General features: G+C 67.9%; 27 protein-coding genes. 18 read left to right on the top strand and 9 right to left on the bottom strand.

What is annotated here, in order from left to right:
* Position 1: 1 nt before the first annotated feature.
* From D892_RS0118705 to D892_RS0118680, 5 genes are all read left to right on the top strand, one after another.
* Positions 2 to 1,462, top strand: a complete 1,461-nt coding sequence (locus D892_RS0118705) for an MSMEG_0567/sll0787 family protein (RefSeq protein ID WP_024802718.1) — start codon at positions 2 to 4, stop codon at positions 1,460 to 1,462.
* Entirely contained in the window at positions 1,459 to 2,358 is a 900-nt protein-coding gene (locus D892_RS0118700; protein ID WP_024802717.1) for a carbon-nitrogen hydrolase family protein, read from the top strand. Before D892_RS0118705 ends, D892_RS0118700 begins: the two co-directional genes overlap by 4 nt.
* Positions 2,359 to 2,512: 154 nt before the next feature.
* Positions 2,513 to 3,763, top strand: a complete 1,251-nt coding sequence (locus D892_RS0118690; RefSeq protein ID WP_024802716.1) for an MSMEG_0569 family flavin-dependent oxidoreductase — start codon at positions 2,513 to 2,515, stop codon at positions 3,761 to 3,763.
* Between the two features lie 11 nt (positions 3,764 to 3,774).
* On the top strand, positions 3,775 to 4,626 hold the full coding sequence (locus tag D892_RS0118685) for a carbon-nitrogen hydrolase family protein (protein WP_024802715.1): 852 nt from the start codon (positions 3,775 to 3,777) through the stop codon (positions 4,624 to 4,626).
* Between the two features lie 39 nt (positions 4,627 to 4,665).
* Positions 4,666 to 5,862, top strand: a complete 1,197-nt coding sequence (locus D892_RS0118680; RefSeq protein WP_024802714.1) for an MSMEG_0565 family glycosyltransferase — start codon at positions 4,666 to 4,668, stop codon at positions 5,860 to 5,862.
* A 94-nt stretch (positions 5,863 to 5,956) separates the two neighbouring features.
* Here the strand turns inward: D892_RS0118680 and D892_RS0118675 are convergent, their stop codons facing one another.
* The 3 genes from D892_RS0118675 to D892_RS0118665 form a co-directional block, all read right to left on the bottom strand.
* Positions 5,957 to 6,496 (bottom strand): flavoprotein, encoded by a 540-nt coding sequence (locus D892_RS0118675; protein ID WP_232236111.1) that lies wholly within the window; start codon positions 6,494 to 6,496, stop codon positions 5,957 to 5,959.
* An 88-nt stretch (positions 6,497 to 6,584) separates the two neighbouring features.
* Positions 6,585 to 7,232: a hypothetical protein gene (locus tag D892_RS0118670; protein ID WP_156959567.1), complete on the bottom strand. Its 648-nt coding sequence runs from the start codon at positions 7,230 to 7,232 to the stop codon at positions 6,585 to 6,587.
* A gap of 13 nt (positions 7,233 to 7,245) precedes the next feature.
* Positions 7,246 to 7,581, bottom strand: coding sequence for a hypothetical protein (locus D892_RS0118665; RefSeq protein ID WP_156959566.1), 336 nt, complete (start codon positions 7,579 to 7,581; stop codon positions 7,246 to 7,248).
* Between the two features lie 488 nt (positions 7,582 to 8,069).
* Here D892_RS0118665 and D892_RS0118660 point away from each other — a divergent pair, with 488 nt between their 5' ends.
* The 4 genes from D892_RS0118660 (at position 8,070) to D892_RS0118645 (ending at position 11,972) form a co-directional block, all read left to right on the top strand.
* Complete coding sequence (locus D892_RS0118660) at positions 8,070 to 9,314, top strand: hypothetical protein (protein WP_198036925.1); 1,245 nt, start codon at positions 8,070 to 8,072, stop codon at positions 9,312 to 9,314.
* The gene (locus D892_RS0118655; protein WP_024802709.1) at positions 9,311 to 9,790 is read left to right on the top strand and encodes a hypothetical protein; all 480 of its coding nucleotides are present in this window, start codon (positions 9,311 to 9,313) and stop codon (positions 9,788 to 9,790) included. Before D892_RS0118660 ends, D892_RS0118655 begins: the two co-directional genes overlap by 4 nt.
* Positions 9,791 to 9,980: 190 nt before the next feature.
* Positions 9,981 to 11,159, top strand: coding sequence for a helix-turn-helix domain-containing protein (locus D892_RS0118650; RefSeq protein ID WP_024802708.1), 1,179 nt, complete (start codon positions 9,981 to 9,983; stop codon positions 11,157 to 11,159).
* A 117-nt stretch (positions 11,160 to 11,276) separates the two neighbouring features.
* Complete coding sequence (locus D892_RS0118645) at positions 11,277 to 11,972, top strand: dihydrofolate reductase family protein (RefSeq protein WP_024802707.1); 696 nt, start codon at positions 11,277 to 11,279, stop codon at positions 11,970 to 11,972.
* 350 nt (positions 11,973 to 12,322) lie between these two features.
* On the opposite strand, the gene D892_RS0118640 is transcribed toward D892_RS0118645, so the two are convergent.
* Complete coding sequence (locus D892_RS0118640) at positions 12,323 to 12,841, bottom strand: NUDIX hydrolase (protein ID WP_024802706.1); 519 nt, start codon at positions 12,839 to 12,841, stop codon at positions 12,323 to 12,325.
* Entirely contained in the window at positions 12,838 to 13,311 is a 474-nt protein-coding gene (locus D892_RS47770; protein ID WP_198036924.1) for a tol-pal system YbgF family protein, read from the bottom strand. Before D892_RS47770 ends, D892_RS0118640 begins: the two co-directional genes overlap by 4 nt.
* A 274-nt stretch (positions 13,312 to 13,585) precedes the next feature.
* Here D892_RS47770 and D892_RS0118630 point away from each other — a divergent pair, with 274 nt between their 5' ends.
* On the top strand, positions 13,586 to 14,050 hold the full coding sequence (locus tag D892_RS0118630) for an NUDIX hydrolase (RefSeq protein ID WP_024802704.1): 465 nt from the start codon (positions 13,586 to 13,588) through the stop codon (positions 14,048 to 14,050).
* A 161-nt stretch (positions 14,051 to 14,211) separates the two neighbouring features.
* On the top strand, positions 14,212 to 14,478 hold the full coding sequence (locus tag D892_RS46765; RefSeq protein WP_024802703.1) for a Scr1 family TA system antitoxin-like transcriptional regulator: 267 nt from the start codon (positions 14,212 to 14,214) through the stop codon (positions 14,476 to 14,478).
* Positions 14,479 to 14,608: 130 nt separating this feature from the next.
* Here D892_RS46765 and D892_RS0118620 read toward each other — a convergent pair whose 3' ends face one another.
* Complete coding sequence (locus D892_RS0118620; protein ID WP_024802702.1) at positions 14,609 to 16,024, bottom strand: metallophosphoesterase; 1,416 nt, start codon at positions 16,022 to 16,024, stop codon at positions 14,609 to 14,611.
* Between the two features lie 131 nt (positions 16,025 to 16,155).
* A complete protein-coding gene (locus D892_RS0118615; RefSeq protein WP_156959563.1) occupies positions 16,156 to 16,566 on the bottom strand; it encodes a hypothetical protein in 411 nt (136 codons plus the stop codon).
* A gap of 311 nt (positions 16,567 to 16,877) precedes the next feature.
* Here D892_RS0118615 and D892_RS0118610 point away from each other — a divergent pair, with 311 nt between their 5' ends.
* The gene (locus tag D892_RS0118610) at positions 16,878 to 17,177 is read left to right on the top strand and encodes a hypothetical protein (RefSeq protein WP_024802700.1); all 300 of its coding nucleotides are present in this window, start codon (positions 16,878 to 16,880) and stop codon (positions 17,175 to 17,177) included.
* Here D892_RS0118610 and D892_RS0118605 read toward each other — a convergent pair.
* On the bottom strand, positions 17,162 to 18,130 hold the full coding sequence (locus tag D892_RS0118605) for an FAD-dependent oxidoreductase (protein ID WP_036567219.1): 969 nt from the start codon (positions 18,128 to 18,130) through the stop codon (positions 17,162 to 17,164). The two genes, D892_RS0118610 and D892_RS0118605, sit on opposite strands and share 16 nt — an antisense overlap.
* Positions 18,131 to 18,300: 170 nt before the next feature.
* On the opposite strand from D892_RS0118605, the gene D892_RS0118600 reads away from it, so the two are divergent.
* The 6 genes from D892_RS0118600 (at position 18,301) to D892_RS0118575 (ending at position 23,788) form a co-directional block, all read left to right on the top strand.
* A complete protein-coding gene (locus tag D892_RS0118600) occupies positions 18,301 to 19,059 on the top strand; it encodes a hypothetical protein (RefSeq protein WP_024802698.1) in 759 nt (252 codons plus the stop codon).
* 92 nt (positions 19,060 to 19,151) lie between these two features.
* Positions 19,152 to 19,742, top strand: a complete 591-nt coding sequence (locus D892_RS0118595) for a carboxymuconolactone decarboxylase family protein (RefSeq protein ID WP_024802697.1) — start codon at positions 19,152 to 19,154, stop codon at positions 19,740 to 19,742.
* Positions 19,743 to 20,019: 277 nt separating this feature from the next.
* On the top strand, positions 20,020 to 20,907 hold the full coding sequence (locus tag D892_RS0118590) for an RNA polymerase sigma-70 factor (RefSeq protein ID WP_024802696.1): 888 nt from the start codon (positions 20,020 to 20,022) through the stop codon (positions 20,905 to 20,907).
* Positions 20,908 to 21,063: 156 nt separating this feature from the next.
* Positions 21,064 to 21,948 carry a siderophore-interacting protein gene (locus tag D892_RS43795; protein WP_024802695.1) on the top strand — a complete coding sequence of 295 codons (885 nt, stop codon included), beginning with the start codon at positions 21,064 to 21,066 and terminating at the stop codon, positions 21,946 to 21,948.
* Positions 21,949 to 22,069: 121 nt separating this feature from the next.
* Entirely contained in the window at positions 22,070 to 22,552 is a 483-nt protein-coding gene (locus D892_RS0118580) for a cation:proton antiporter regulatory subunit (protein ID WP_024802694.1), read from the top strand.
* A 33-nt stretch (positions 22,553 to 22,585) separates the two neighbouring features.
* A complete protein-coding gene (locus D892_RS0118575) occupies positions 22,586 to 23,788 on the top strand; it encodes a cation:proton antiporter (RefSeq protein WP_051499771.1) in 1,203 nt (400 codons plus the stop codon).
* Between the two features lie 72 nt (positions 23,789 to 23,860).
* Here the strand turns inward: D892_RS0118575 and D892_RS0118570 are convergent, their stop codons facing one another.
* On the bottom strand, positions 23,861 to 25,504 hold the full coding sequence (locus D892_RS0118570; RefSeq protein WP_232236110.1) for a DUF885 domain-containing protein: 1,644 nt from the start codon (positions 25,502 to 25,504) through the stop codon (positions 23,861 to 23,863).
* Positions 25,505 to 25,549 lie beyond the last annotated feature (45 nt).

Here is a 25,549-nt window from a genome sequence, read left to right as displayed (position 1 = left end):
GATGACCGGCACCGCAACCCGGTACGCACCGATCTCCTGGCTCGACCCGGCGGCCTCGGATGCCCTGTCGCCGGATTACTGTGTCCTGTCCGGGCATTCGGATCCGGCCGAACCGGAGGACGGATTCCTCATCCGCCCGGCCGAGAACCGCCATCTGGCCGCCTACCGTGCGTTGCGCCGCCAGAGCTTCGTGGTGGAGCAGGGCCTGTTCCATCGCAGCGACGCCGACGATATCGACGCCGATCCACGCACCACGGTGCTGGTGGCGCTGACACCGGACGGAACCGTCCTCGGTGGCGTGCGGGTCGCACCGGCCACCACCGAGGATCTCGGCTGGTGGACGGGCAGCCGTCTGGTCGTCGACTGCGGGCGGCGCGCCCGCGGCGTGGGCAATGCCCTGGTTCGCGCCGCATGCGCCTTCGCGGAGGACAACAACGCGCTCCGCTTCGAGGCCACGGTGCAACCACGCTACGCCGGGATGTTCACGCAGCTGGGCTGGATCCGGGTGGGCGAGACGCGGGTCGGCCACGCACCCCACGTCCGAATGCGGTGGCCGATCGATCGCATCGAACGTCTGGCGCAGTCCACCAAGGCACTGCTCGGCCCGCTGCTGCGGGGATTCGGTGACCACCCGGGAACACTGGGCGGCAACGGTTTCCGTGGTGACGACGGCGCTCCGGTGCCGGGCAGCGAGCTCATCGCCGCGTGCGACGCCATCCTTCCCTCGATGGTCGAGCGCGACCCGGACTGGGCGGGTTGGTGTTCGGTGCTGGTGAACATCAACGACCTGGCCGCCATGGGCGCCGAGCCCGTCGGACTCCTGGACGCGGTCGCGGCACCCACTCGTTCCCTGCTGACCAGGGTCCTGCGCGGCGTGGTCCGGGCGAGTGACATCTGGGACGTTCCGATCCTGGGCGGGCACACCCAGCTCGGTCCGCCTGCGCTGTCGGTGACCGCCCTCGGCCGCACCACCCGGCCGGTACCCGGCGGTGCTGGGCGTATCGGCCAGGAGTTGCGGCTGACCGCCGACCTCGGCGGTCGGTGGCGCACCGGATATCCAGGCCGGCAATGGGATTCGTCATCTCAGCGCACGAGCGCGGAGCTGCGGGTACTGAGCCGGTTCGTCGCCGACACCGCCCCGGCCGCGGCGAAGGATGTGAGCATGGCGGGTATCGCCGGGACCGCGGGCATGATGGCCGAGGCGTCCGGGGCCGGTGTCGAACTCGATGTCGCACGCATCCCCCGACCCACGAATGCCGCACTCGCGGAATGGATCACCTGCTTCCCCGGGTTTGCCATGCTCACCGCGGACAGTCCCGGAGCGGCCACCGCCGACCCCGGACCCGCCACCTCGGCCGTGTGCGGCACGCTCATCTCGGCTCCCGGCGTGCGACTGCGCTGGCCCGACGGGGAAACCACCACGGCGGTGTCCGGCACCGTCACCGGATTGGGACTCTCATGACCGAACTCACCATCTCCGTGGCCGCCGCCGAATTCGGCCGCGACATGGACCAGTGCTACCACACCATCGGCGATCTCATCGCCCGCGCCCGCGCCCGGGACAGTCGGCTGCTGGTGCTGCCCGAAGCCTGCCTCGGCGGATATCTGCCCAGCCTGGGCGGCGGCGCGGAAAGCGAGGAGGCCAGACAGCGCCGGCTGCGCAGCTTGCCGCCCGCCCTCGAGCTGGACGGGCCCGAGTTGCGCCGGATCGCGGCGATGGCCGGGGACCTCATGGTCACGCTCGGCTTCTGCGAGGCGGACGGCGAGGCCCGCTACAACGCCGCCGTGACCCTGTCCGGTGACGGGATCCTCGGCTCCTACCGCAAGGTCCATCAACCGCTCGGCGAAAATCTTTGCTACACAGCGGGTTCGGAGTACGCGGCGTTCGACACACCGATCGGCCGGATGGGCATGCAGATCTGCTACGACAAGGCGTTCCCGGAGGCCGCCCGGGCACTGGCGCTCGACGGCGCGGAGATCATCACCTCGCTGTCGGCATGGCCGACCGCGCGCACCGCCACCGCCGAACGGCTCGAGGACGATCGCTGGACCCAGCGCTTCGACATCTTCGACCGGGCCCGCGCCGTGGAGAACCAGCTGGTCTGGGTCGCGTCCAATCAGGCCGGCACGTTCGGCGCGCTGCGCTTCGTCTGCAGCGCCAAGATCGTCGGCCCCGGCGGCGACATCCTCGCCACCACCGGCACCGAACCCGGGCTCGCGACCGCGACGGTCGACCTCGGCCACGCGCTCGAATTGGCCCGCGGCGGCGGGATGTACAACCTGCGCGATCGACGACCCGAGGTCTACGACAGCGTGGTGGCGCGGCACGGCGTGGTGGGGCAGCCATGCCCGAGCTGACCGACCACATCCGCTGCTCTTACTGCGGCTCCGCCGCACGGATCCTGGCAGACATCGAATCGGCTGCGGCACGGTTCCGTTCGGCTCCCGACACCGTGCGCGTGCTGTCGATATCTCCGCCGTCCGTGCCCGCCGGCACATCGGGAGGACGACGATGAGCTCTCCGGAACACCACGAGGTCGTCGTGATCGGCGGCGGACAGGCCGGGCTGTCGGTGAGCCGGCTGCTGTGCGCCCGCGGCGTCGAGCACGTCGTGCTCGAACGCGAGACCATCGCCCACGAATGGCGCGACACCCGCTGGGACAACTTCACTCTGGTCACTCCCAACTGGCAATGCGTGCTTCCCGGCTACGCCTATTCCGGTCCGGACCCGCACGGCTTCATGACCCGCGACGAGGTCTACGCCTGGGTCCGCGGCTATGCCGACACCTTCGGTCCGCCGGTCCGCGAACATGTCGCGGTCACCTCGGTCACCGTGGCGGCCGATGGCGGCTTCGACATCGAGACCACCTCCGGTTTCCTGCATTCCGGTCAGGTGGTCGTCGCGGTGGGCGGTTATCACACGCCGACCGTCCCGCGCTTCGCCGAGCGCCTGCCCGGCTCGGTCGGGCAGCTGCACTCGGCCGAATACCGCAGCGCCGCAGAACTTCCCGAGGGAGCGGTGCTGGTCGTCGGCACCGGACAATCCGGTGCGCAGATCGCCGAGGATCTGCAGTTGGAAGGCCGGAGGGTGCATCTGGCGGTGGGGAGTGCCCCGCGCGTGGCGCGGTTCTACCGCGGCCGCGACTGTGTCGCCTGGCTACAGGAGATGGGCCACTACGACATTCCCATCGAGGACCAGCCCGGCGGGCTCGGCAAGCGGGAGAACACCAACCACTACGTCACCGGCCGCGGCGGGGGCCGCGACATCGACCTGCGCCGGTTCGCCACCGAGGGTATGGCGCTCTACGGTCGCATGGTCGATGTATCCGGCGGTACAGCGTATTTCGAACCATCGCTGGAGAAGTGCCTGGATGCCGCCGACGCGGTGGCCGAGAGCATCAAGGACTCGATCGACGCCCATATCGCCCGCGAGGGCATCACGGCACCCACCGAACCGCGCTATCGGCCGGTGTGGCGGCCGGCGCGCGAGATCACCGAACTCGACGTGGCAGCGGCCGGGATCACGTCGGTGGTGTGGTCGGTCGGATTCCGCACCGACTACCGATGGCTCCGGGTCGGCGTCTTCGACGGCGAGGGCCATCCCTGCCACAACCGCGGCGTCACAACGACTCCCGGGCTGTACTTTCTCGGACTGCCCTGGCTGCACACCTGGGGCTCGGGCCGCTTCGCCGCCATCGCCCGCGACGCCGAACACCTCGCCGACCGGATCACCGCAACCGCCCGCGACACCGCGGCGGCCTGAGCCCGATTCGCATGGCTGTCATCCGAATCGCCGCCGTCGCAGCCCATTTCGGGCCCGGTATCGGCCGCGCCCTGGACAAGATCACCGGCATCGTCGAGCGGCTGTCCCAGGACGACGTCGATCTGCTCGTCCTGCCCGATGCCACGCTCGGCGGCTACATCGGCGACCTCCGCAACCCGGACCCGGCCGCGGGACCGGAGGCCATCGATCCGGACGGTCCGGAGATCCGCCTGCTGTGCCGCCTGGCCGGGGACATGACCCTCTGCATCGGCTACGCCGAACGCGCCGGCGCCACCCGCTACAACGCCGCAGTGTGTTTGACCGGCGACGGCGTCCTCGGCCGCCATCGCAAGGTGCACCAACCGGCCGGCGAATACCTGGCCTACGCCGCCGGGGATCGCTTCGCGGCGTTCGACACCCCGGTCGGCCGGATCGGCATGCTCATCGACTACGACAAGACCTTTCCGGAATCCGCGCGGGCCCTGGCCCTGGACGGCGCCCGTACCATCGCCGCCCTGTCGGCCTGGCCCGCCAGCGTCACCGACCGGGCCTCGCGCATGCCCAACGATCGCCAGGCCCGGCTGTTCGACCTCTACGATCAGGCCCGCGCGGCCGAGAATCAGGTGGTTCTCGCCTCGTCCAACCAGACCGGTATCACCGGGAACCTGCGCTTCCTCGGTCAGGCCAAGATCGTCGGGCCCGGCGGCGAGATCCTCGCCAAGACCTGGTCCAAGGGCGGGCTCGCGGTGGCCGACATCGATGTCGATGCCGAACTCGCGCGCGCCCGGCGGGTGCTGCGCCATCTCGAGGAACGCCGCGTCGACACCTACGGCAACCTGATGGCCGACAAGGGCGGACACTGACATGAAGGGCGGACAGTGACATGAAGGGCGGGCACTGACATGCGGATCGCGCTGCTCACCTACTCCACGAAGCCTCGCGGCGGAGTCGTGCACACCCTCAACCTCGCCGAGGCCCTGGCCCGGCTCGGCATCGACGTCACGGTCTGGACCCTGGGTCGCGGCGACGACACCGGATTCTTCCGCCCGGTGGACCCGGCGGTGGCCGTGCGGGTCGTCCCGTTCGCGGGCATCGACGGGGAGAGCGTCGGCGCGCGAATACTGCGCTCCATCACAGTCTTACGAGAGGCATTCACCCCACACGACTACGACATCGTGCACGCCCAGGACTGCATCGGCGCCAACGCCGTCGACCGTTGCCTCCGCACCGTTCATCACCTCGACACGTTCACCACCCCCGAACTGGCCCGCTGCCACGAGCGCGCGATCGTCGAACCCTGCGCCCACATCTGCGTATCGGCAGCGGTCGCGAACGAGGTGCACGCCGGATGGGGCCTGCGCCCGACCGTGATACCCAACGGTGTCGAATACGACCGCTTCGCCACGGCCGCGAGCGACTCCCCCGACGCCACCTCCGCCCGCACCGCCTGGCAAGGCCGGCTCGGCCGCTACATCCTCGCACTCGGCGGCATCGAGCCTCGCAAGGGCAGCATCGACCTCCTCGAATCCTTCGCGCTGCTGACCCGCGACCACCCGAGCCTGCACCTCGTATTCGCCGGTGGCGAAACACTGTTCGACTACCGCGACTACCGGGCCCGCTTCGACGCCAGAGCGGCCGAACTCGGCCTCGAACCCACCGTCCTGGGCACCGTCCCGCACGCCGAACTACCCGCCCTGATGGCCGGGGCGGCGGTGGTCCCGTTCGTCTCCACCAAGGAGGGATTCGGCCTCGCCGCCATGGAGGCCCTCGCCGCCGGAATCCCCGTCGTGGCACGCGATCTCCCCGTCCTGCGCGAAGTGTTCGGGGACACCGTCCGCTATGCGGCAAACCCTACCGAGATAGCAGAGAACATCGCCGAGGCACTGCGGCCCGACCCGTCCCGGGCCGAGCTGGGCCGTGCCCTGGCTATTCAATTCGGTTGGGAGCGAGCAGCATTGGCACACCTGGAGTTCTACCGAGAGATCCGTCAACGATCGCACCGGAACCACGACGGTATGCGGGCCCGCCCACACCGCAAGTCCACTGGTCACGGCGTTCCCGAACCCTCCGCCGTTTCCGGGCCGTCTGCGGAGCCGTAGCATCCCGCCGCTCCAATTCGCCGGGCGTCGCCCGCATGGTCATCTCGTGTCACCACCCACCCGGTTCCTGACGATGACGGCAGCCCGAACGGAGTCAGCGGGACTTCGTCGCCGGCTCCAACCTGTCCAGCGCCAGATCCCACGGAAAATCTGCACCACTGCCCCCGCCAAGACCGTGGGGGGTATACCCCTCGCCATCGAGGAGTACCTGTACGCCTGCACCTCGCAGGGTTTCAACACTGCGCGAAAAGGCTGGATGCTTGGCTTGAGCCTCGTTCAGGAACGGTAACGCCACGAGCGGGAACCCCTTGCCGATTCCCTCGGTGATCAGCCCAAGCGGCAAGGTATCGCTGATGCCGGCCGCCCACTTGTTGATCGTGTTGGACGTTGTCGGTGCCACCAGCATGGCATCGGCCGGCGGCAAAAGGTCTGGTTGACCAGGCAGCTTGTAGTCGGTCCTGACGGGATGCCCGGTGAGTTCGATCAGTGCCCGCTTCGAGTCGGCCAGCCAACGATCCGCAGTCGATGTCAAGATCAGGCAGGTGTCCCAGCCCCGATCAATCGCCCTGGTGATCAGTGTCTGGATGTTCAGAACCGGCGGGGCTGCGCATCCAATAACGTACAGAGTTGGCATACCTTTCATCGAACCACGCCAGCACGCTCGGCCAGACCTTGCAGTGCCCAGGACCCGGTCCCCGGCGCTTGGTGCAACATGTCACCGATCAGCAGTCCCTTCTTGACGATGACGGGCTACCATCCCCGCTGTTCGTCGGCGCGGTAATCCCCTCCGGCCACACCCTTCTCGGCGGAAACTCCGCACCGTCTTCCTCGTCCCCCTGCTCCTCCGGCAACCGCAAGCGCCCGGCACGAACCGCTGCCACCAGCTCGTCGAACGATTCGATGTACCAGGACAATTCGGCCGCATCGCGGTCGTGGTGTTCGGGATCGTCCTGCCTGAGCGCGTACAGCACGTACTTCCACATGAGCCAGGCAACCCATTGGCCGTATGTTGACGGACTCAGCGGCGCATCCTCCTGGTGCACAATATTTTTGGTGTGTCCGCCCGCTTCACGGTCGATGAACCAGGTGTACAAACTCAGCTGTTCATTGATCTCGGCCATATCTTTCGGTCGCTGCTCGTACACGTGCCGCCAAATCCCCACCAGTTCCCGGGCTCCGCGCAGCATGACCGTGCTCGGTTCTTCCACTCCCCCGCACACCCGGAGGAACGGCGCGCAGTCCGGCAGCGGTTGATCCGGCGTCGCCTCGACCGGCGGCACTGTGAAGACAAGGGGTTTGTCGAGGATGAGGCCGTCGTAGACGTGGTGCACCGGGCGTGCAGTTGACTCGGGCGGGTGGTCTTCGGGCACAGATGATTTCCTTTCATCGGGTGTTGTTCCATCGGTCTGAGTAGTCTCGAGTGGGTCGGCTGGCGTCGGGTTCGATGTGCCCGGCTTCCACCAGCACCTGCCACGCAATTGCCTTGCGGGGGCAGTCCTCGCGGTCACACGCCCGGTGCCACTGCCTCTCGCGGTGCGCGACGGCGACCGTCATCGGGTAGTCCGGTGCCTCGTGCGTCCATGCGACCGTCCACAGGACCTGCGTCGGCGCCTCATCCGCCCGCTCGTACTCTCGATCGGAACGAAGCAGCAGGTACACGACACCACCGCAAATCACCAGCAGCACAACGAGTACCGACCAAGCACCAGTGGCACTCATCGGCTCACCCACGCCCGCAAGCACCACAACGGCCTCGATGGAATACTCTCGCCATCCTCGACCGGCTCGACTTCCACCGTGTAGTCCGGGTTCCACTGCCGCAGTGCCGTAAGGAATCTCGCGATAACATCCGGCGCCGCCGTATATTCCAGCGTTGGCGGTCTCGACCCACCGAATCCGACGCACACCAGTCGTTGCGGCAGCCTGCCGTTGATTTCGTCCATCGTGCACCCCGTCCGTCGTTGGTACGGCACCCACCACCGGGGAGCGCCCCATCGACCGAGACATCACAGGGTTGAATTCGGTCGACCAAGCACTTGGAGACTGCATCGACCCGGCGGCGGGGCCTGGCTCTAGACTCGTTGCATCAGCGCTGGTGATCGACTGCACGCAAGGGGGAAGCTCATGGGAAAGTTGTGGGAAGTGCGCAACCGTGCTGTCTGCGGGCCTCTATTCTGGGAGCAGGTCCAGCCGGGAGGCCGCACCCCGTGACGAAACGGAACGAGCTACTTATCGAGGCTCGGTTACGGGTGGAGTCGGCTGGATCGCCTGGCCACTCGATTACGCGCCAAGAACTGGCCGACGCCGTCAACGACCACGTTTTCCGGGCAACCAATAAACGGGGTGCGGTCGATGAACGACACATCGGCAAGTGGGAGCGAGGCGAAACGACGTGGCCGAGAAAACACTACCGGGCCGCGCTTCGAGCGGTCCTGAACGTAACGACGGATGCCGAACTCGGATTCACCAAGCATCGGCAGTCAACGGATGACGACGACGTGAACCGCAAGCAGTTCCTGAAGACCACGTTCGCTGCGAGCGCGGCGATGCTGACCAATACCGCGCCGAGCGAGTCCGATTTGCTCGACACGATGGCAGGCCCGACGACGAACTACCGTCGTATGGAATCGTCTGTTCCCTCCGATCGACTCTGGCCAGCGGTAGAGGCCCATCTGAGCCTGGTCTCCGGCGTCGTGCGTGATCGTCTACGCACCGCGAGCGGGTACCGAACACTGTCCGAAGTGGCCGGGCTGGCTGCGTGGCTGGCTGCGGACCGGGGCGACGATGCGGCGGCAAGGCAGCGATACGCCGATGCAATTTCCTACGCCGAGCGCACACACCATCCGCTGTTGGTTTCCTACATGACGGCAAGCCTTGGGCATTACGCAGTCGAAACCGGCGACGGCCGCGCCGGGCTCGCACTGTTGCGCACCGCATCGGCGCAGATGGGACAAGACGCCCCCGACAGCGCTGGAGCGTGGTTGTCGTCGCTGCTGGCCGTCGCGTACGCATCGACCGGCAACCGCAAAGCAGCCCTGGCCGCACTCAACCATGCCGAACATCTGGCGAATCGGCAGCGTGGCGAACCGCAGTGGCCATGGGTCTACGCATTCGACAGTGCCAAAGCAGCCCGCTACCAGGCGAGTGCGCTCGGCCGCCTCGGCGACCACCGCGCCTCCCGGGCCGCCTTCACGACTGCAGGCCAAGCTCTCGGCGCCGACAAACCACGTGCGCTCGCACAGGTCGAGCACGCACATGTGCTGGCCAGCAGCGGGGATATCGGGGGAGGGTGTGCCCTGGCAGCGGAAGCGCTCCGTGTGGGACTCGAGTTGCGCAGCGAACGAATAACCAGGGTTGCCAGAACATTTCGGTCCAGCTTGCCGTCCCGAACGACCGAGGCGCGGCAGCTGGACGATGCCCTGGCCACTCTGTACAGACGGGACGGACGATGACACGCATCGCAATCACCGGTCACCGCGGATTGCCCCCGGAGACAAGGGAACTGGTCGACAAGGCAATACGCGCGGAGTTGGCCGAACGCGCCGACGCCGAGCTGATCGGCTTCAGCTGCCTCGCGGACGGCGCCGACACCTTGTTCGCTCAGGCCGTTGTGGACGCCGGTGGCTCACTCGTCGTCGTAGTGCCCGCCCAGCAGTACCGAGACGATCTGCCGCCCGAACATCACAGTGCCTACGACGAGCTGATCGGACAAGCACTCGACGTGATAACTCTGGACTACCGAGAATCCACCGCCGAGGCCCACCAGGCCGGAAGCGAGCGGATGCTCGACAGCGCCGACGAACTGTTCGCCGTATGGGACGGCAAACCGGCACGCGGGTACGGCGGCACCGCCGACGTGGTGGCCGTCGCGCGAGACCGAGGAATACCGGTCACACTCGTATGGCCTGACGGCGCACAGCGCGATTGATCGACCTGGGCTCAACGGGTGAACGTGTGTACGAAACGGATGGAACCCGGCACGTGCCCGGCCAGGCTCGTGGACACCGGCCGCGATACGTTCCAGCGGGGATGCCTGCCACCTACCGTCGCCGGTGGTGGTGAGGGACAGACGGCAACATCGGCGGACAGCTGCGCAGATATCGGTCTACGCTCGAGATATGGGCCAGCACGTGGGACGAGCCGTTGCCTCGGAACGAAAAATTGCGGGGCTGAGCCAGCACCAGCTGGCCACCCGCGCGCAGTACAGCCTGAGTCTGGTCAAGGCTGTCGAGCAGGGGCGAGAAGTCGCGTCACCAGGATTCATCGCGGCCGTGTCCAAGGCACTCGGCGTCGAGCCCGATCGGCTGCGCGGCACACCGTACGTCGGAACCCTCGAGGAGGACGGGCCGCTGGAGGGCTTGGCAGAGCTGCGGGCGGTCTTGGCCGAAGGCGCGTACGTGCAGGCACTGGAGCCACCCGGGCAATCGCAACTGGTGACCCAACTCGCCGAGGTCGAAAAGGCGCTCCACAACGACAAGACTCGTCGCGCACTGGCCATGCTGCCGACACTGATCCGACAGCTGCACGGCGCCGTACAGGAAGGCAACTCCGGCGCAGAGCAGGTCCGGGCGTACGAGATGCTGTGCGCTGCCTACATCGCCGCCGAGGGAGCCTGTTGCCGGCTCGGCTACTCGTCGTTGACAGCACTGGTGCTCGATCGGCTGGACTGGGCCGCCTCGCATACCGACGACCCCGGGTATGCGGTGCGCAGTCTCATGAAACGGTCCCGGCTGCTGATGTCGCACGGGTCGACCGAGGTCGCCATGTCGCTGGTCGATCGTGGTCTCACTCTGCTGCCCGGCCGAAACGAAGGTGAGCGGGCGCTCCGCGGCTACGGACACTTGCGCGGGGCCATCGTGGCGGCCCGCGGACGGCGGTTGGATATCGCGCAGGAGCACATCGAACACGCCCGCCGGATAGCGAAACCGATGACCCACGAAAGTGACCTGTACACAACCGATTTCGGCCCCGGAAACGTCGAAATACACGCTTGCGCCGTCGAACTCGAGGCAGGTGACCCCGGCAAGGCGGCCACCTACGGCGCGACACTGCGACTGCCTGCCGACATGGCCGCTCCGCGCGCCGGACACCACTGGCAGGACAACGCGCGAGCGTGGTTGATGGCAGGCAAACCGGACAAGGCGCTGGCCGCGCTGAACAAGGCCCGGGTGGTCGCACCGCAGCAGACACGACTGCATCCATCGGTTCGGGAGACGCTGCACGGCATCGCGGCGGCGCAGCGACGGCAGACGGACAGCCTGATCGGCTTCGCATCCTGGCTCGGCAGTTCGCTCTAACCGTCTCGGCTGCCGTTGGCCCGGGGCGGCTTCCGGCCGTTCGGTTCCCACGGCGTGGAGCAATCTACCGGGTGTCAGCGAGTTCATTACCGCATACCAGGAGTGGAAGGACCAGACTTGCCCCGGCCGTACGTAGTCCTGTCCGTTGCCGTCAGTGTCGACGGCTATATCGACGACACGATCCCCGAACGTCTCCACCTGTCGAACCCGGAGGACTTCGACCGCGTCGACCAGGTACGTACCGAGTCCGACGCGATCCTCATCGGTGCAGAGACGCTGCGGCGCGACAACCCTCGGCTGATCATCAAAAGCGCGGCCCGGCGGGCGGCACGCGTTGCGGCCGGAAAGCCGGGACACCTCCAGAAAATCGTGATCACCGGTTCCGGCGACCTCGACCCGGACGCCAAGTTCTGGCACCACGGCGTGGAGGAACAGCGGCCGATCGTATACACCACCGACCCCGGCGCAGCAAAGCTGCGCGACCGCCTCGGTAAGCTTGCCATCGTAGTATCACTCGGTGCGGCAGTGGATTTCACCGCACTGCTGGATGATCTCGGCGAGCGTGGGGTAAGGCAGCTGATGATCGAGGGCGGCACCAGCATCCACACCGCGGTCCTCTCTGCCGGTCTCGCCGACGAGCTTCACGTTGCCGTCGCACCCCTCCTGATCGGTGAGGCCGATGCACCCCGGTTCGTCAACCCGGCAACGTTTCCCGGCGGCACACGTCGGCGTATGCACCTGGTCGACATCACACAGATAGGTGACGTCGCACTGCTCCGCTACTACCCCAAACAAGAGTCCGCCGACTGCTAGCCGGCAGCGGGGATGTCGAGGGAGGTTGTGCCCCGGCGGCGGAAGCGCTCCGTGTGGGACTCGAGTTGCGCAGCGAACGAATAACCAGGGTTGCCAGAACATTTCGGTCCAGCTTGCCGTCCCGAACGACCGAGGCGCGGCAGCTGGACGATGCCCTGGTGTGTACCCTCACCGGTTTTCGACCCGATCACTCCCGAGCTGGCGCACCGGACGCTGGCCGGACTCGAATCCGGCGCCCCGTCACGCTGGAGGAGTAGTACTGGGGTGAGGCGGCCGAGCAACCTGGCGGATGTCGACTAAAGTTGTCGATATCCGCGTGCAGCCAGTATCGGCCCTCGCATCAGCAGTAGTTAGTTCGTGGTGTCTCTGACGTAGTAGACCCGGCGAGAGTCGAGGGCCTCCAGGGCGATGTCGAGGCGGTGGCCGAGGTCGGTACGGAGGAGTTCACGGGCTCGGTCCGGGGTGAAGAAGCCGAAGTTGTCGAGTTCGTCGTCTGTCAGGCGAAGGGCCGCGATCTGAGTACCAGTGAGAATGCCGCCGTCGAAGACGAACATGAGCTTGTCGTCCCAATTTTCGTCGCGGGGAACCCATTCGACGACCAGCAGCGGCGGCGGTTCCGGTGGCAGGTGAAGTCCGAGTTCTTCGGCGAGTTCGCGGCGCAGCGTCTCGTCGGGAGCCTCGTTGCTTTCCGACATGCCGCCGGGCAGATCCCAGTGCGCTTTATAGTTCGGGTCGACCAGGAGAATGCGGCCGTCGGAATCGCGGAACACCCCATCGGCGACGACGATCTTCTTTGCCTGTTTGGCGTTGCCCTCCTTGAGCTTTCGCCGATAGGCGTCGGGGTCGCTCACGTACAACGGCTCGGTCATAGGGTGTCTGCCGATCGGTGCATCGAGGTCCTTTCGCAGATCACCGTCTCCAGCTGATCTGCGCATTGTCTCACTGTCGCCGTACTGCGGTAGGGCAGCAGCTGTGTGGCGACACCACGCAGCTGGCGGGTGAGCAGGTGGGAGTTCACCTCGTCGATGCCGTCGATGGCGTCTTCGGCGGCCGCGCACGCCTGGTCGAGATGGCCCTGGTCGATCAAGGTGGCTGCGAGCGTGACTTGAGCCAGCGCGCGGGAGCGGGTTCCTCGCGGCCGCAACGCGATGATCCGCTGCGTCCACTCCGCGGCGGCGCGATGGTCCCCGAGGACCCGCAGGCTCCGTGCTGCGTCGCTGGCCAGGGAGGCTTCGTCGAAGTGGCTGACCCACGGTGATGGTACGGGGGTGGCCGGCCCGGACAGTACGGTGGCGGCGCGGTCGAGCATTCGGTGGGCTTCGCGCCGGTCTCCCGTCACGGCGGCCGTGCGTGCCCGCAATGCTGACACTCGTGCGACCAGCGCGGCATTGCGGCCCGGTGGGACATATAGATAGGGCAGCCGCTTTGCAGCGCTACACCGACGAAGCCATTTCAAGGACAATAAACCTCCCGATCGGCTCGGCGGCCGAAGATGTCCACGCGGTATATTGCGCCGGTTGCAGGGCGAATATGAGTGGCGTGACCGTGTACGTGGACGGTAGCCGCGAAGCCCAGCCCAAGAAACTACAGCATCTAGCACCATACGGAGAACTATGAGCGACACAACACAATTCCAATATTGCCAGAAGCTGGTCGTGATCGACCCGGCAACAAACAGCGTCCTGCTGGCACGGCGCAAGGGAGAGGCCGACTACGACGGCGTCTATTCCCTCATCGGCGGCGAGATGGAAACCACTGACGGCAGCATTCTCGACGCTATACGCCGGGAGAAGGAAGAGGAAATCGGCAAAGCAGCCACGCTCCTGATCGCCGAAGACCTCTCGTACAACGTCCTGTTCAAGAAGAAGGACGGCAACAGCATGATCCTGCCGCACTTCTACGCCGAGTACGAGGGCGGCGGCATCGAGCTGAACGAGGAGTACTCCGACTACGCCTGGGTGCCCGTCGACCAGCTCGATGCGTTCGAGCCGAAGATCGACACCATCCCGGCCGCTGTGCGGTGGGCGACCGAGATCGGCGAGATGGTCAAGAGGAGCCGGGGGCTGACGAAGCTGTAGGCAATCGGCCAAGCCGGATGCGCCGCAGTTCCGAATATCAGAAGGCCGATCCCAAGAGACCGGCTGTTCAGGACACCAGCCTGCCGGGGTCGGTTCCACACCGCACGCATCCAGCTCCGGCAGGCTGGCTCCATGCGTGGCCAGCTTGACCGCACCCTGGCGTGATCGCACATCACAACCCTCGCATAGCTCTGGCCATTACCCCGCGTGACAGTCAATTCCATTATCCGACAACCAACTTCGTTATCTTCGACCACACCACGGTTCAAGTTGAGACCGTCGCCGCTGAGATCACCGTCACCCAGCCCCGCGAAATCACCCTCTACGAAAGGGTTTTCGACCTCCTGCTCGCCACCGCCGTCACCAGCGAATCCGCCCGCTCACTGATTGAAGCGGCAATCAACCACTATCGACCGGAAAAACGGTAGTCTGCCGCTGGTGCCACGCAAGGAGCCTCGGCAACCGACGGACAGTTAGCCGGCAGCGGGAGCCGAGGGAGGGTGCCGTGGTGGAAGTGCCTGCCCGTGCCGGAGTCCGAGCGAGTCCGTCCACCGCGAGTCAGCGGCGGTGCCCCCGCGCGAATGGCTCCACGCCGGAAAAGTCGCGCAGCACAACGTGGTTGCGGTCGGTGCAGGAGCCGAGGGCGTGGTCGGGGTGGAGGCCGAAGTACTGGCGGCGGGTGCGGGTGCTCCAGTGGCGGGCGGGCTCGGTGCGGGTCTTGTAGAAGTTGGCCATGTAGCCGCCGGTGTAGAGGCGTAGCAGCAGGTAGCCGCCCGGGTATTCCTTGACCGCGGCGACTTCCAGGAACTCGACGTCGATGTCGTTGTCGGGGCGCCCGCGGCGGGTGCGGTGGGTGTGGCCGCTGTGGTGCAGGAATACGCCCGGCGCGGCGCGGTAGATGCCGTGCAGGGCGGCGGCGCTGGATCGGTCGAGCACGAAGCCGGGGCCGGCCGGGTTGCTCACGGCCGCAGCGAATGTCACCGGGTGATGGCCGAAAACCATTGTCGGCAGGTCGGGTTCGGCCGTCAGCCGCGCACGCAGATCGCGCAACTGCGGGGCCACCAGCGTACCCCCGGACGAACGCAGCCGGGTGGTGTCGAGGCCGATGATCCGCAGGCCGCCCAGCCGCTGCTCGGTGACGCGCTGCCGAGGATGAAAGACGGTGCCCCAGTGATCATCCGGGCGCGGTGCGTCGTGGTTGCCGCGGCACACGAAATAGTCGCGACCGAGTTCGCCCCAGGCATCCAGGCGGGACCGCACTCCCCGCGATTGTTCGAGCGTGCCCGAATCGGTGAGATCGCCTGCCACGATGAGATGGTCGGCGGCGCGGTCGGTCCGGCGCAGATCGCCGAGCACGGCGTCGAGCATGATCTCGGGGTACTCGTCGGTGATATGGCGCAGCCCGGTGGGCAGACCGCCGACCAGCAGGCCGCTGACCTGTTCTCCGTAATGCAGATCGTTGGCGAGTGCGATCGTGCGCAGCAACCGTCCCGGCGGCGGCACCAGGGTGGTGACAACCCCTGTGCTTTCCGGTGTTCCGGGCCGCCTGGTGACCAGCGTCCGGGCGGGCACGGCGCGGTGTCCGCCGGAGTACGCCTCGAACCGATAGGAGCGCCCCGGCTCCAGCCCCTCGATCTCGGCATAGTGATAGGCGGTGGGCCGGGCATCGAAGTAGCACGGCCGAGCCGGACCCACCCCGTCCGCCGGCGCCAGCCGGACCTCGGTGTCGGCCGGGACGGGCCGCAGCCGGCCGGTCCGATCACGCATTCGCGTGGTCCAGGTCAGCACCACGGACCGATCGGTGACCGTGACCACCTCCAGATCCGAGGCGGATATCGAATCCCCCTGCACCCGAAGATGATTCACCTGGCGCGGCGCAGCAGGCCGCACCCGCATCGGCGTCCCCGCCGCCACCGCCGCGGCCCCCATCGTCACATTGGCCAGCCAAACCGTCCGAAGCCGCGTGCTCACCATGGAGTCCTCCGCCGTCGCCCTACTACCGAACGGTAACCCAGCGGATTGAACACCACGGACCTGCCGACTGACGAACCGGCCTACACCACTGAATATTTCGAGACGCGCAGGTTAGCCGGACACGAACTCGCCTACCTCAGCTCGAACACATTCGCCTGACCTTTGACGACAGTGTCTTCGCGGTCGACCAGCGCGACCCGCACCTGCACCTGCTGCCCGGCCGACAGGGGCGCCTCCTGCCCGTTGGGGCCGGCCAGCACGATCACGGTGTTGTGCTGGGCGCCATCGCAGGTCACCTCGGTCTGCGTGCCGGAGGCCGACGGGCTGTCCGCCTGAGGCTCGCCCACCATGGCCTTGACGGCGACCACCCCGGCCGCGGCCTCACAGTTGTAGTCGACGCCCACATTGACCGGCCCGACACCGGTGATGTTGATCGTGTTGTCGGCGAGGGCGGGAGCGGCGGTCGACACGACGGCCGCACCCATGACCCCGAAGACGGTCGCGACGAGGGCGGGACGGCGGGCTTTCCGGACAGTAACCATGGATCCTCGTCCTCCTGTGTAGCGGAAGTAGATCGCCTGGGCAGGGATGTCGAGCACCGAACACATTCAGAAGACACGCGACGCTCGCCGCGCCACACGTCCATGGTCCCCTACCGCCGCCCCGGAGCAAAGAACCTCTCCACAATCGGATACTGGAAGATTGCCGAAATCGAGGAGAGACGGCGGCCGACGGCGCTGTCCGCCGGACATGACAGCCGGGGCCGCGCGCGTCCTTCCCGTACCACCGTGCCAGTAGTAACGTCGCAGGTGGACATCTCGAGGGGATCACAGATCCGAGAGGAAGCACCCCGATGACCACGACAGCTCACACCCCGCACGCGAGCCACGAACATGTCCACCAACCCGGTTGCGGGCACGTTGCCGTTCCGCACGGCGACCACGTCGACTACGTCCACGACGGGCACCTGCACCGCGCCCACGACGACCACTACGACGAATGCGAGCCCACCGGCCACGCCGCCCACGACAGCCACGACCACGTCCACGGCGAGGGCTGCGGCCACGTCTCGGTCCCGCACGGCGACCATGTCGACTACATCCACGACGGCCACCGCCACGCCGCCCACGACGGGCACTACGACGAGCACTGACCGCCCAGCGCGAGTCGCGCCGTGTCGCGCGCGCATCCCCAGGACAGGCTGACGCCGCTGCCGCTGTGCCCGTAGTTGTGGACGCAGCGGGCGGTTCCGATCGTTGTCGCCTCGACGCGCACCGCCGGCCGGTCGGGCCGCAATCCGGTCACCACGTCGACGATCTCCGCGTCGTGCAGCCGGGGCTCGATGCGGCGGCAGCGGTCGACGATGCTCCGGCTGACATCCGGATCGGGCGTGCGATCCCAGACGTCCGGTTTCGAGACTCCGCCGCACAGCACCCGGTCGGCGTGCGGGACGAGGTGCGTGAACTCCGGGCCCGCGGAAAGTTCGAGAAAGATCTCGCGCAGACCGGGATTGGTGAGCACGACGACCTGCCCGAACACCGGCCGCAGCGCCGTATCCCCGGCCAGTTCGCGAGCGCCCAGCCCCGAGCAGTTGACGACGATCGGGGCGGCCTCGGCCGCCTCGGTCAGCGACGACACCCGGCGGGTCTCCAGGACGCCGCCGGCCGCGATCAGCCGATCGGTGAGATAGCGCAGATAGATCGGCATATCGATGAGCGGCATCGTCCCGGTGAACCCGGCGGGATATCCGCCGGGCAGCTCGTCGGCCGGGCAGGCCCGCAGGTCCGGGATCATCTGCGCCTGCGGCGGGAGCCGATCCGCCGGCGGTAACTGGCCGACGGTCAGGCCCGAGGCCATCCGGACACCGGTCGCGGGCCGTCCGGCGAGGTCACGAAAGTCGTCCAGGGACTGGCGAGTCCATGCGAGCGTCCGCTCGACCGGTTCCTGGAACGACGGTCCCCACAGCGCTCCCGCAACCATCGAGGTGGTCTGCTCGGGCGGTTCGGCGGCCCAGACGCGCACGTTCACTCCCGCCTCGGCGAGACACAGCGCGCTCGTCAGCCCGCTGACCCCACCGCCGACCACCACCGCATTGTCGTGTCGCATGATCCCTAATCCTCCGAGTGTCCGACGTTCTTCCGGGGGCATTCTGATCCGGCCGGAGTGTCGCGAACTTGGACGAATGGGAGCCTGTGGGCCTTCCTCCGTGGTCGGCCGCGATCTCGCGAGTGCGCTCCAGGTCGGGGCGGCGGCACATCGCCTAGCATGGCGGACTTATGGGTAGCCAGCGTCGGGTCGGCCTGTTGTATCCCACCCCGGATTCGGGTGAGGACGATTTTCTGGACCTCGCGGGGCGGCTCGACCCTGCCCTCGACCTCGAGGTGGTCTACATCCCCTGGCCGGATGATATCGACGATCTGGCCACGCTGACCATCGAGCAGGTCACCGATGCCTTGCGGCGGCTGGGCTCGGCGGCGCATCTGGAACGGGTGCTGCCCTCGGCACTCGGCGGCCGGAGCATGGATGCCGTGGCCTTCGCTGTCACCAGTTCCAGCTTCCTGGACGGTCCGGACGGTGTCGGCGAGCAGGTGCGCACCCTCCGCCGCGTAACCGGGTGCCCGGCGACCAGCACGACGGCGGCCTTTCAGCAGGCGATTCGCCATCTGTCACTGCGCCGGGTCGCGCTCGCCTCGGTGTATCACCCCGAACTGTCCGAGCATTTCGTCGACCGCGTGCGAGAGACCGGTGCCGAGGTGATCCACCGTGTCGACGCCTCGGCCGGCTCGGATCGGGAGCTCGCGGCCTGGCCACCGGACCGGATCGTGGATCTCGTACGGCGCTCGGCCCATCCCGGCGCACAGATGATGCTGCTGCCGGAGACGGCCCTGCACGCCAGTCGGCTCACCGCCGAGCTGGAACGGGCCGCAGGTTGCCCGGTACTCACCGCTACCCAGGTAACCCTCTGGGCGGCAACCGAACTCGTCGACGCTCCAGCGATCGCCTCGGACGCGGGCCCGCTGTTCGCATCGGCGTAGCGGGCACGAGTTTCGGTGCGGCGCGAATTCGGGTGTCACACGGCGGTCGCGGGCGGTGTCTTCATGTCGAGGAAATCGACAGAGGAGTAGATATGACCGGCACACCCCGCATACCGAAGGCCGAGCTCACCGGAATCCGCGGCAGGCTCGTGAAGATCGTGACGCGCAGGATGTTCGGCGTCGTCCCCGAGCCGCTCGAGGTGATGTGGCATCACCCCACCGCGGTCATGGACTCCAGCGCGTTCGGGCGCAAGGTCAACAAGTGGAATCGTGCGGACGCGAGCCTGAAGTCGTTCGCGCACATGGCCGTTGCCTCGCTCGTCGGGTGCACCTGGTGCCTGGACTTCGGCTATTTCCACGCCCACAACGACGGGCTCGACGAGGTGAAGGCCCGCGAGGTGCCGCGGTGGCGGGAGTCCGGCGTCTTCACCCCGCTGGAGCGGCGGGTGATGGAGTACGCCGAGGCGATGAGCCAGACCCCGCCGACCGTCACCGACGAGATGGTGTCCGCGCTGCACGCCGAACTCGGCGCCCCCGCCCTGGTCGAACTCACGAACTGGATCGCGTTCGCGAACATGGCCACCCGCGGCAACAACGCCCTCGGGATCGAGGCCCAGGGCTTCGCCGCCGCCTGTGAGCTGCGCCCCCTCGCCCAGCGCAGCGACGTAGGCTCACCGGCATGAGCGGTCGGGCCCGGAGGCGGCAGCGAAGCATCACCACGCAGGGACCCGCTCATGCCGACCACCAGCACAGCATGGGCGGCCGGGCCCACGAGCAGCAGCGAAACGTCACGGAAGGCTCCGCTCATGCTCGGCCCGACGTCGGCACGAGCGGAGTCGGGCAGAGCATGAGCGGCCGAGCCTCGAGCCGGCAGCGCGGCGGCACGGCGAAAGGACCTCGCGTGCACCGAAATCGACGCAGCATGAGCGGCCGGGTCCGGCACGACGAGATGGGCACGACATGAACGACCGAACGGCGAGTGACGATCCGTTCGTTACTCATCGCAGCCTGCTGTTCACGGTGGCCTACGAGATGCTCGGATCCGGTGCGGACGCCGACGACGTCGTGCAGGAGACGTGGCTGCGCTGGGCGAAGGTCGACCGGGACGAGGTGCGCGACCCGCGCGCCTACCTGGTGCGGACCGTCACCAGGCAGGCGCTCAACCGGCTGCGCACCCTGACCCGGCGACGCGAGGACTACCTGGGCGAGTGGCTACCCGAACCTCTGCTCACCGGTCCCGACGTGGCCGAGGATGTCGAACTCGCCGAGAGCGTGTCGATCGCGATGCTCACGGTGCTGGAGACGCTCACCCCGGCCGAACGCGCGGTGTTCGTCCTGCGCGAGGTGTTCGACGCGCCGTACGACGAGATCGCCGAGGCCCTCGACAAGACCCCGGCGGCGGTCCGCCAGATCGCCCGCCGGGCCCGCGACCACGTGGCGGCCCGCCGGCCCCGCGTGCGGGTGAGCCCCACCGAGCAGCAGACCGTCGTGGCCCGATTCCGGTCGGCGATCCGCACGGGCGACCTGCAGGGCCTGCTCGACGTCCTCGCCCCCGACGTGGTGCTGGTCGCCGACGGCGGCGGGATCGTGCAGGCGTTCCTGCATCCGCTCGAGGGCGCCCGCCGCGTGGCCCGCGTCCTCGCCCGTCTTCCGGTAGTCGCGCCGGGCGCCCGGCTGGCGGATCTGTCGCTCAACGGCGCTCCGGCGCTGCGGATCGATATCGACGGCGATCTCGACTCCGCGATCAGCCTGGTCGTCGAGGACGGCAAGATCACCCGCATCTACGCCGTCCGCAACCCGCACAAGCTCGCCCACCTCGGAAGCGCCATGCCGCTGAGCCGGACGTAATGGATCTGCCCACGGTGTCCGGGGCGAGTTCCGGCCTCGCCCGGCTCCGGGCGTCGTTCGATGTCGACGACCTGCCCTGGGACCTGCTCGTCTCGCGAAGTGATGCCCCGAGACGAGGGCGAGCAAAGTTAGTCCGCCCTAAGTTATGGTGAGGTGATGGGAGCATCGATCAAGGCGGGCATCCGGGAGCGGGCGCAGGGCAATCAGCTGTTGTCGCTGGAGCTGTCGGTGGCGCGGGTGGAGAAGCTGTCGCCGGGGTTCAGCCGCGTGGTGCTGACGGGGCCCGCCCTGGACGAATACCGCGATCCGCGGCCGGCCGATGCCTTCAAGCTCATGCTGCCGCCGAAGCCGGGTGCGGCCGTCGACGGCCCGGTCCGCGGCGAATCCGGCCTGCCGGAGTGGAACGGCGGCGAGCAACCGGTGCTGCGGGCCTTCACGGTCCGCCGATTCGATTCGGCGGCAAGGGAATTGACCCTGGATGTGGCGCGGCACGAGCAGGGCGTGAGCATCGACTGGCTCGCCGCGGTGCGGCCGGGCGACACGGTGGCGCTGTCCGGGATGCGCCCGGAGTGGGCCGTTGCCGACGGAGTGCACGACCATATCCTGATCGGCGACGGCACCGCGCTCCCCGCGATCGCCGCGATCATCGAGAGCCTCGATCCGGCCGATACCGTCACGGCCTATCTCACCGTGCCCGATCCGGCCGATATCGCGCTCGTCCCGGCACATCCGAATCTGGCGCTGCACCGGGTCGACGACATCGCCGAGGCCGCCGGGCACACCCCGGCCCCGATCGCCGCCGGACGCCGCGCGCAGGTGTGGATCGCCGCGGAGGCCGGGAAGGTGCGCCGCGTCCGGACCGACGCCGTCCACCACTGGGGCATCGACCGCGCCGACCTCCTCGCCCGCGCGTACTGGAAGCTCGGATCCACCAGCACCGACAACGATTCGGCAACCCTGGTCAAATACCAGGAGGCCATCGCGGGCGGCCAGGATATCCACGACCCCGCGCTGGCCGAGACCATCGAGCTCGGCGCCTGATCGACGGGCAGTCCCGGCCGCACCGATCCGCTCCCGGCACCCGGCAATCGCTCGGCATTCCACACCGATCATCCGAATCCGCCCGCGACACCGCGGTAACCCGGATGGTAGGCATGGATATGTGAATGTTGAGGTAACACCGTTGCCGGGTATCGGTGTGCGTAAAGAATTTCCGTTGGCCGCCTCTCGCCGTCGCGTCGGGGTTATCGATCACAAGGACGGCACGATGGATCTGATCGTGAGCAAGCCGGACAATCCCGATGCCACCGATCAGATCTCGTTGTCCGCGCAGGAGGCCTCGGTCCTCGCGAATCTGCTCGGCGCACCGCAGTTGGTGGCGCAGTTGCAGGAGGAGCATCGCGACCTCGACGGTGTCACCACCCGCCAGATGGCCGTCCGGTCCGGGTCGCCGTTCGCCGATCGCGCCCTGGGCGACACGCAGATGCGTACGCGGACAAAGGTTTCCATCGTCGCCGTGGTGCGAGCCGGTCACGCTGTCCCGTCACCGGGACCCGAATTCCTGTTCACCGCAGGGGATGTGCTGGTGGTCGTCGGCACCGCGGAGGGCCTAGCGGCGGCCGCCAGAATCATGACGGACGGCTGATACGTGGTGGAACAGGACACCGCCCTGGCGCTGATGCAGCTGGGCGCGGTCTTTTTCGGTTTGGGTCTGTTGGGGCGCTTGGCGGCGCGGATCGGGATGTCACCGATCCCGCTGTATCTCATCGGGGGCTTGGTGTTCGGCACCGGGGGGTTGGTCGAACTCCATCATGTGGATCAGTTCATCCATCTCGCCTCCGAGATAGGAGTGGTGCTGCTCCTCCTGCTGCTCGGGCTGGAATACAGTGCCGCCGAGCTGGTTACGGGGATGCGGGCCTCCTGGCTGGCCGGCGTGGTGGATCTGGTGTTGAACGCGACCCCGGGCGTGCTGGTCGCGCTGATGCTGGGGTGGGGGTTCACCGGCGCGGTGGCGATGGCGGGCGTCACCTACATCTCGTCGTCCGGAATCGTGGCGAAGGTACTCAACGACCTCGGCCGGGTGGGTAACCGGGAGACACCCACGATCCTGTCGATCCTGGTCTTCGAGGATCTCGTGATGGCCGGGTATCTGCCGGTGCTCACCGCGGTGCTGGCCGGTGTGGGGTTCATGACGGGCCTGAAGACGCTGGGCATCGCGCTGGCTGCGGTGACGGTCGTGCTCGTGGTCGCGCTGCGCTACGGCCGGTTCGTGTCGATGATCGTGAACAGCCAGGACCGGGAGATCTTCCTGCTCAAGCTGCTCGGATCGGCATTGCTGGTCGCCGGGGCGGCCTCGGCCCTGCAGGTTTCGGCGGCCGTGGGCGCGTTCCTGCTCGGCATCGCGATCTCCGATACCACCGCGCACACCGCGACGAAGCTCCTGGAGCCGCTGCGAGACCTGTTCGCCGCCTTGTTCTTCGTGCTGTTCGGCCTGAGTACCGACCCGAAAAGCATTCCCCCCGTCCTGGGTTGGGCGGTCGTCCTCGCGGTGGTCACCGTCGTGACGAAGATGGCGACCGGCTGGTGGGCCGCCAACCGCGCCGGCGCATCCCGCTACGGCCGGGCACGCGCCGGAGCCGCCCTGGTCGCCCACGGCGAATTCTCCATCGTCATCGCCGGATTGGCCGTCGCCGCCGGCGCCGTACCCGACGAATTCGCCGCCATGGCCACCACCTACGTCCTCCTGATGGCCGTCCTCGGCCCGATCGCCGCCCGCGTGATCGAGCCCCTCCTGGTCTTCTCCGACCGCCGCCTCCCCCGCCCCAACTGGGCCCGCCTGCGCACCACCACCGAGCGCCGGAGCGCGGAGGAGCCGTCGTGAGGCTATCGAGCGTGCAAGCAGTGCAGGGATTTCGCGTGTCGGCAGCATGAGTGCACTGCCGGCGAATGGGGGTCAGGTCAGTTGGGACCGGAAGGTGTCCAGGCCCATTCCGCCGAGCTCGAGGGCTCGGGTGTGGAAGGTCTTCAGGTCGAAGGAGTCTCCGGTGCGGTGGCGGGCCTGCTCGCGGGCGGCCAGCCAGGTGCGCTCGCCCAGTTTGTAGGCGGGGGCCTGGCCGGGCCAGCCGAGGTAGCGGTCGATTTCGTCGCGGACGTGGGCCGGGTCGGTGATGGTGCGGGTCAGCAGGAAATCCAGGGCGAGGTCGGGGGTCCAGTGCTCGCCCTCGTGAAAGCCTGTGCCCCTGGGGATCTCCAGCTCCAGGTGCATGCCGATGTCGACGATGACGCGGGCGGCGCGGAAGAGTTGTTCGGAGAGCATGCCGAGTAGGTTGCCGTCGTCGTCCAGGTAGCCGAGTTCCTGCATGAGGCGTTCGGCGTACAGGGCCCAGCCCTCGCCGTGGCCGTCGGTGAACGACATCATCCGCTGGTAGTTGTTCAGCGAGGCCGCCTCGTGCACCGCGGTCGCGATCTGCAGGTGATGGCCCGGCACGCCCTCGTGGTAGACGGTGCTGACCTCACGCCAGGTGATGAACTCGTCCCTGCCCTCCGGGACCGACCACCACATCCGGCCCGGACGAGCGAAGTCGGCGCTGGGCCCGGTGTAGTACGCGCCGATGCCGCCACCGGGCGGCGCGATCCTGCACTCCAGTTTCATCAGCGCGTCGGGGATGTCGAAGTGCTTGCCGCGCAAGGACTCCAGCGCCTCGTCGGAAAGCCTCTGCATCCACGCCTCGAAGGCCGCCCGCCCCCGGACCCGGTACCTCGGATCCTCGTCGAGGGCCGCCGCGGCCTCGGCGAGCGTCGCGCCCGGCGCGATACGTGCGGCCACGGACAGCATTTCGGCCTCGATCCGAGCGAACTCGTCCCAGCCCCACGCATAGGCTTCCCGCAGGTCGAAGGTGGCGCCGGTGAAGTAGCGCGACCACAGCCGGTAAACCTGTTCGCCCACAGCGTCTTCGACCGGCGCACGCGGCGCGAGGTCGGCGCGCAGGAATCCGGCGAACTCGCCGTACGCCTCCTCGGCGGCGCCCGCGGCACGCCGCAGTTCTTCCAGCGGCGCACCCTCGACACCGGCCGCGGCGACGAAGCTGGTGAAGAACCCGTCCGGGCCGCGGAGCCCGGCCCAGGTCTCGGCCTGCTCGGCCGTCTTGGCGAGCTGCCGCAGCGCGGAGATCCGGCCCCGCTCGGCCGCCGTCAGCAGCGAGGCGCGCAGACCGCCGAGCGCCTCGGGCACCCGCGCGAGCCGCTCGGCGACGACCGCCCAATCCGCGGCCGTATCGGTGCGCATCAGGTCGAACGCCATCCGGATGCTTTGCACCGGACTGGAGATCACGTTGAGCGAGGCGAGCGTGAGCCCCGCGTCGTGGATCTCGGCCTCCAGCCCGACCCGCTCGCAGAACACCTCTTGCGCGACCCGTTCACCGTCGTCGGCGGGTTCGGCGGCCCGCACCTCGCGCAAGGCGTTCCCGGCGATCTCGGCACGCCGATCGTGCCCGGCCGGCGAGAAGTCGGTCAGCCGGTCGTCGTGCCCGGGTATCCCGAGCATCGTCGCCAGCACCGGATCGGCGGCCGCATAGTCGTCGACGAACCGATCACACATTTGATGCACACTCGACCCGGAACCCATACCGGGCACGCTACCGCC

Source organism: Nocardia sp. BMG51109, from assembly GCF_000526215.1.
Taxonomy (GTDB): domain Bacteria; phylum Actinomycetota; class Actinomycetes; order Mycobacteriales; family Mycobacteriaceae; genus Nocardia.
This window is presented reverse-complemented; position numbering and strand designations above follow the sequence as displayed.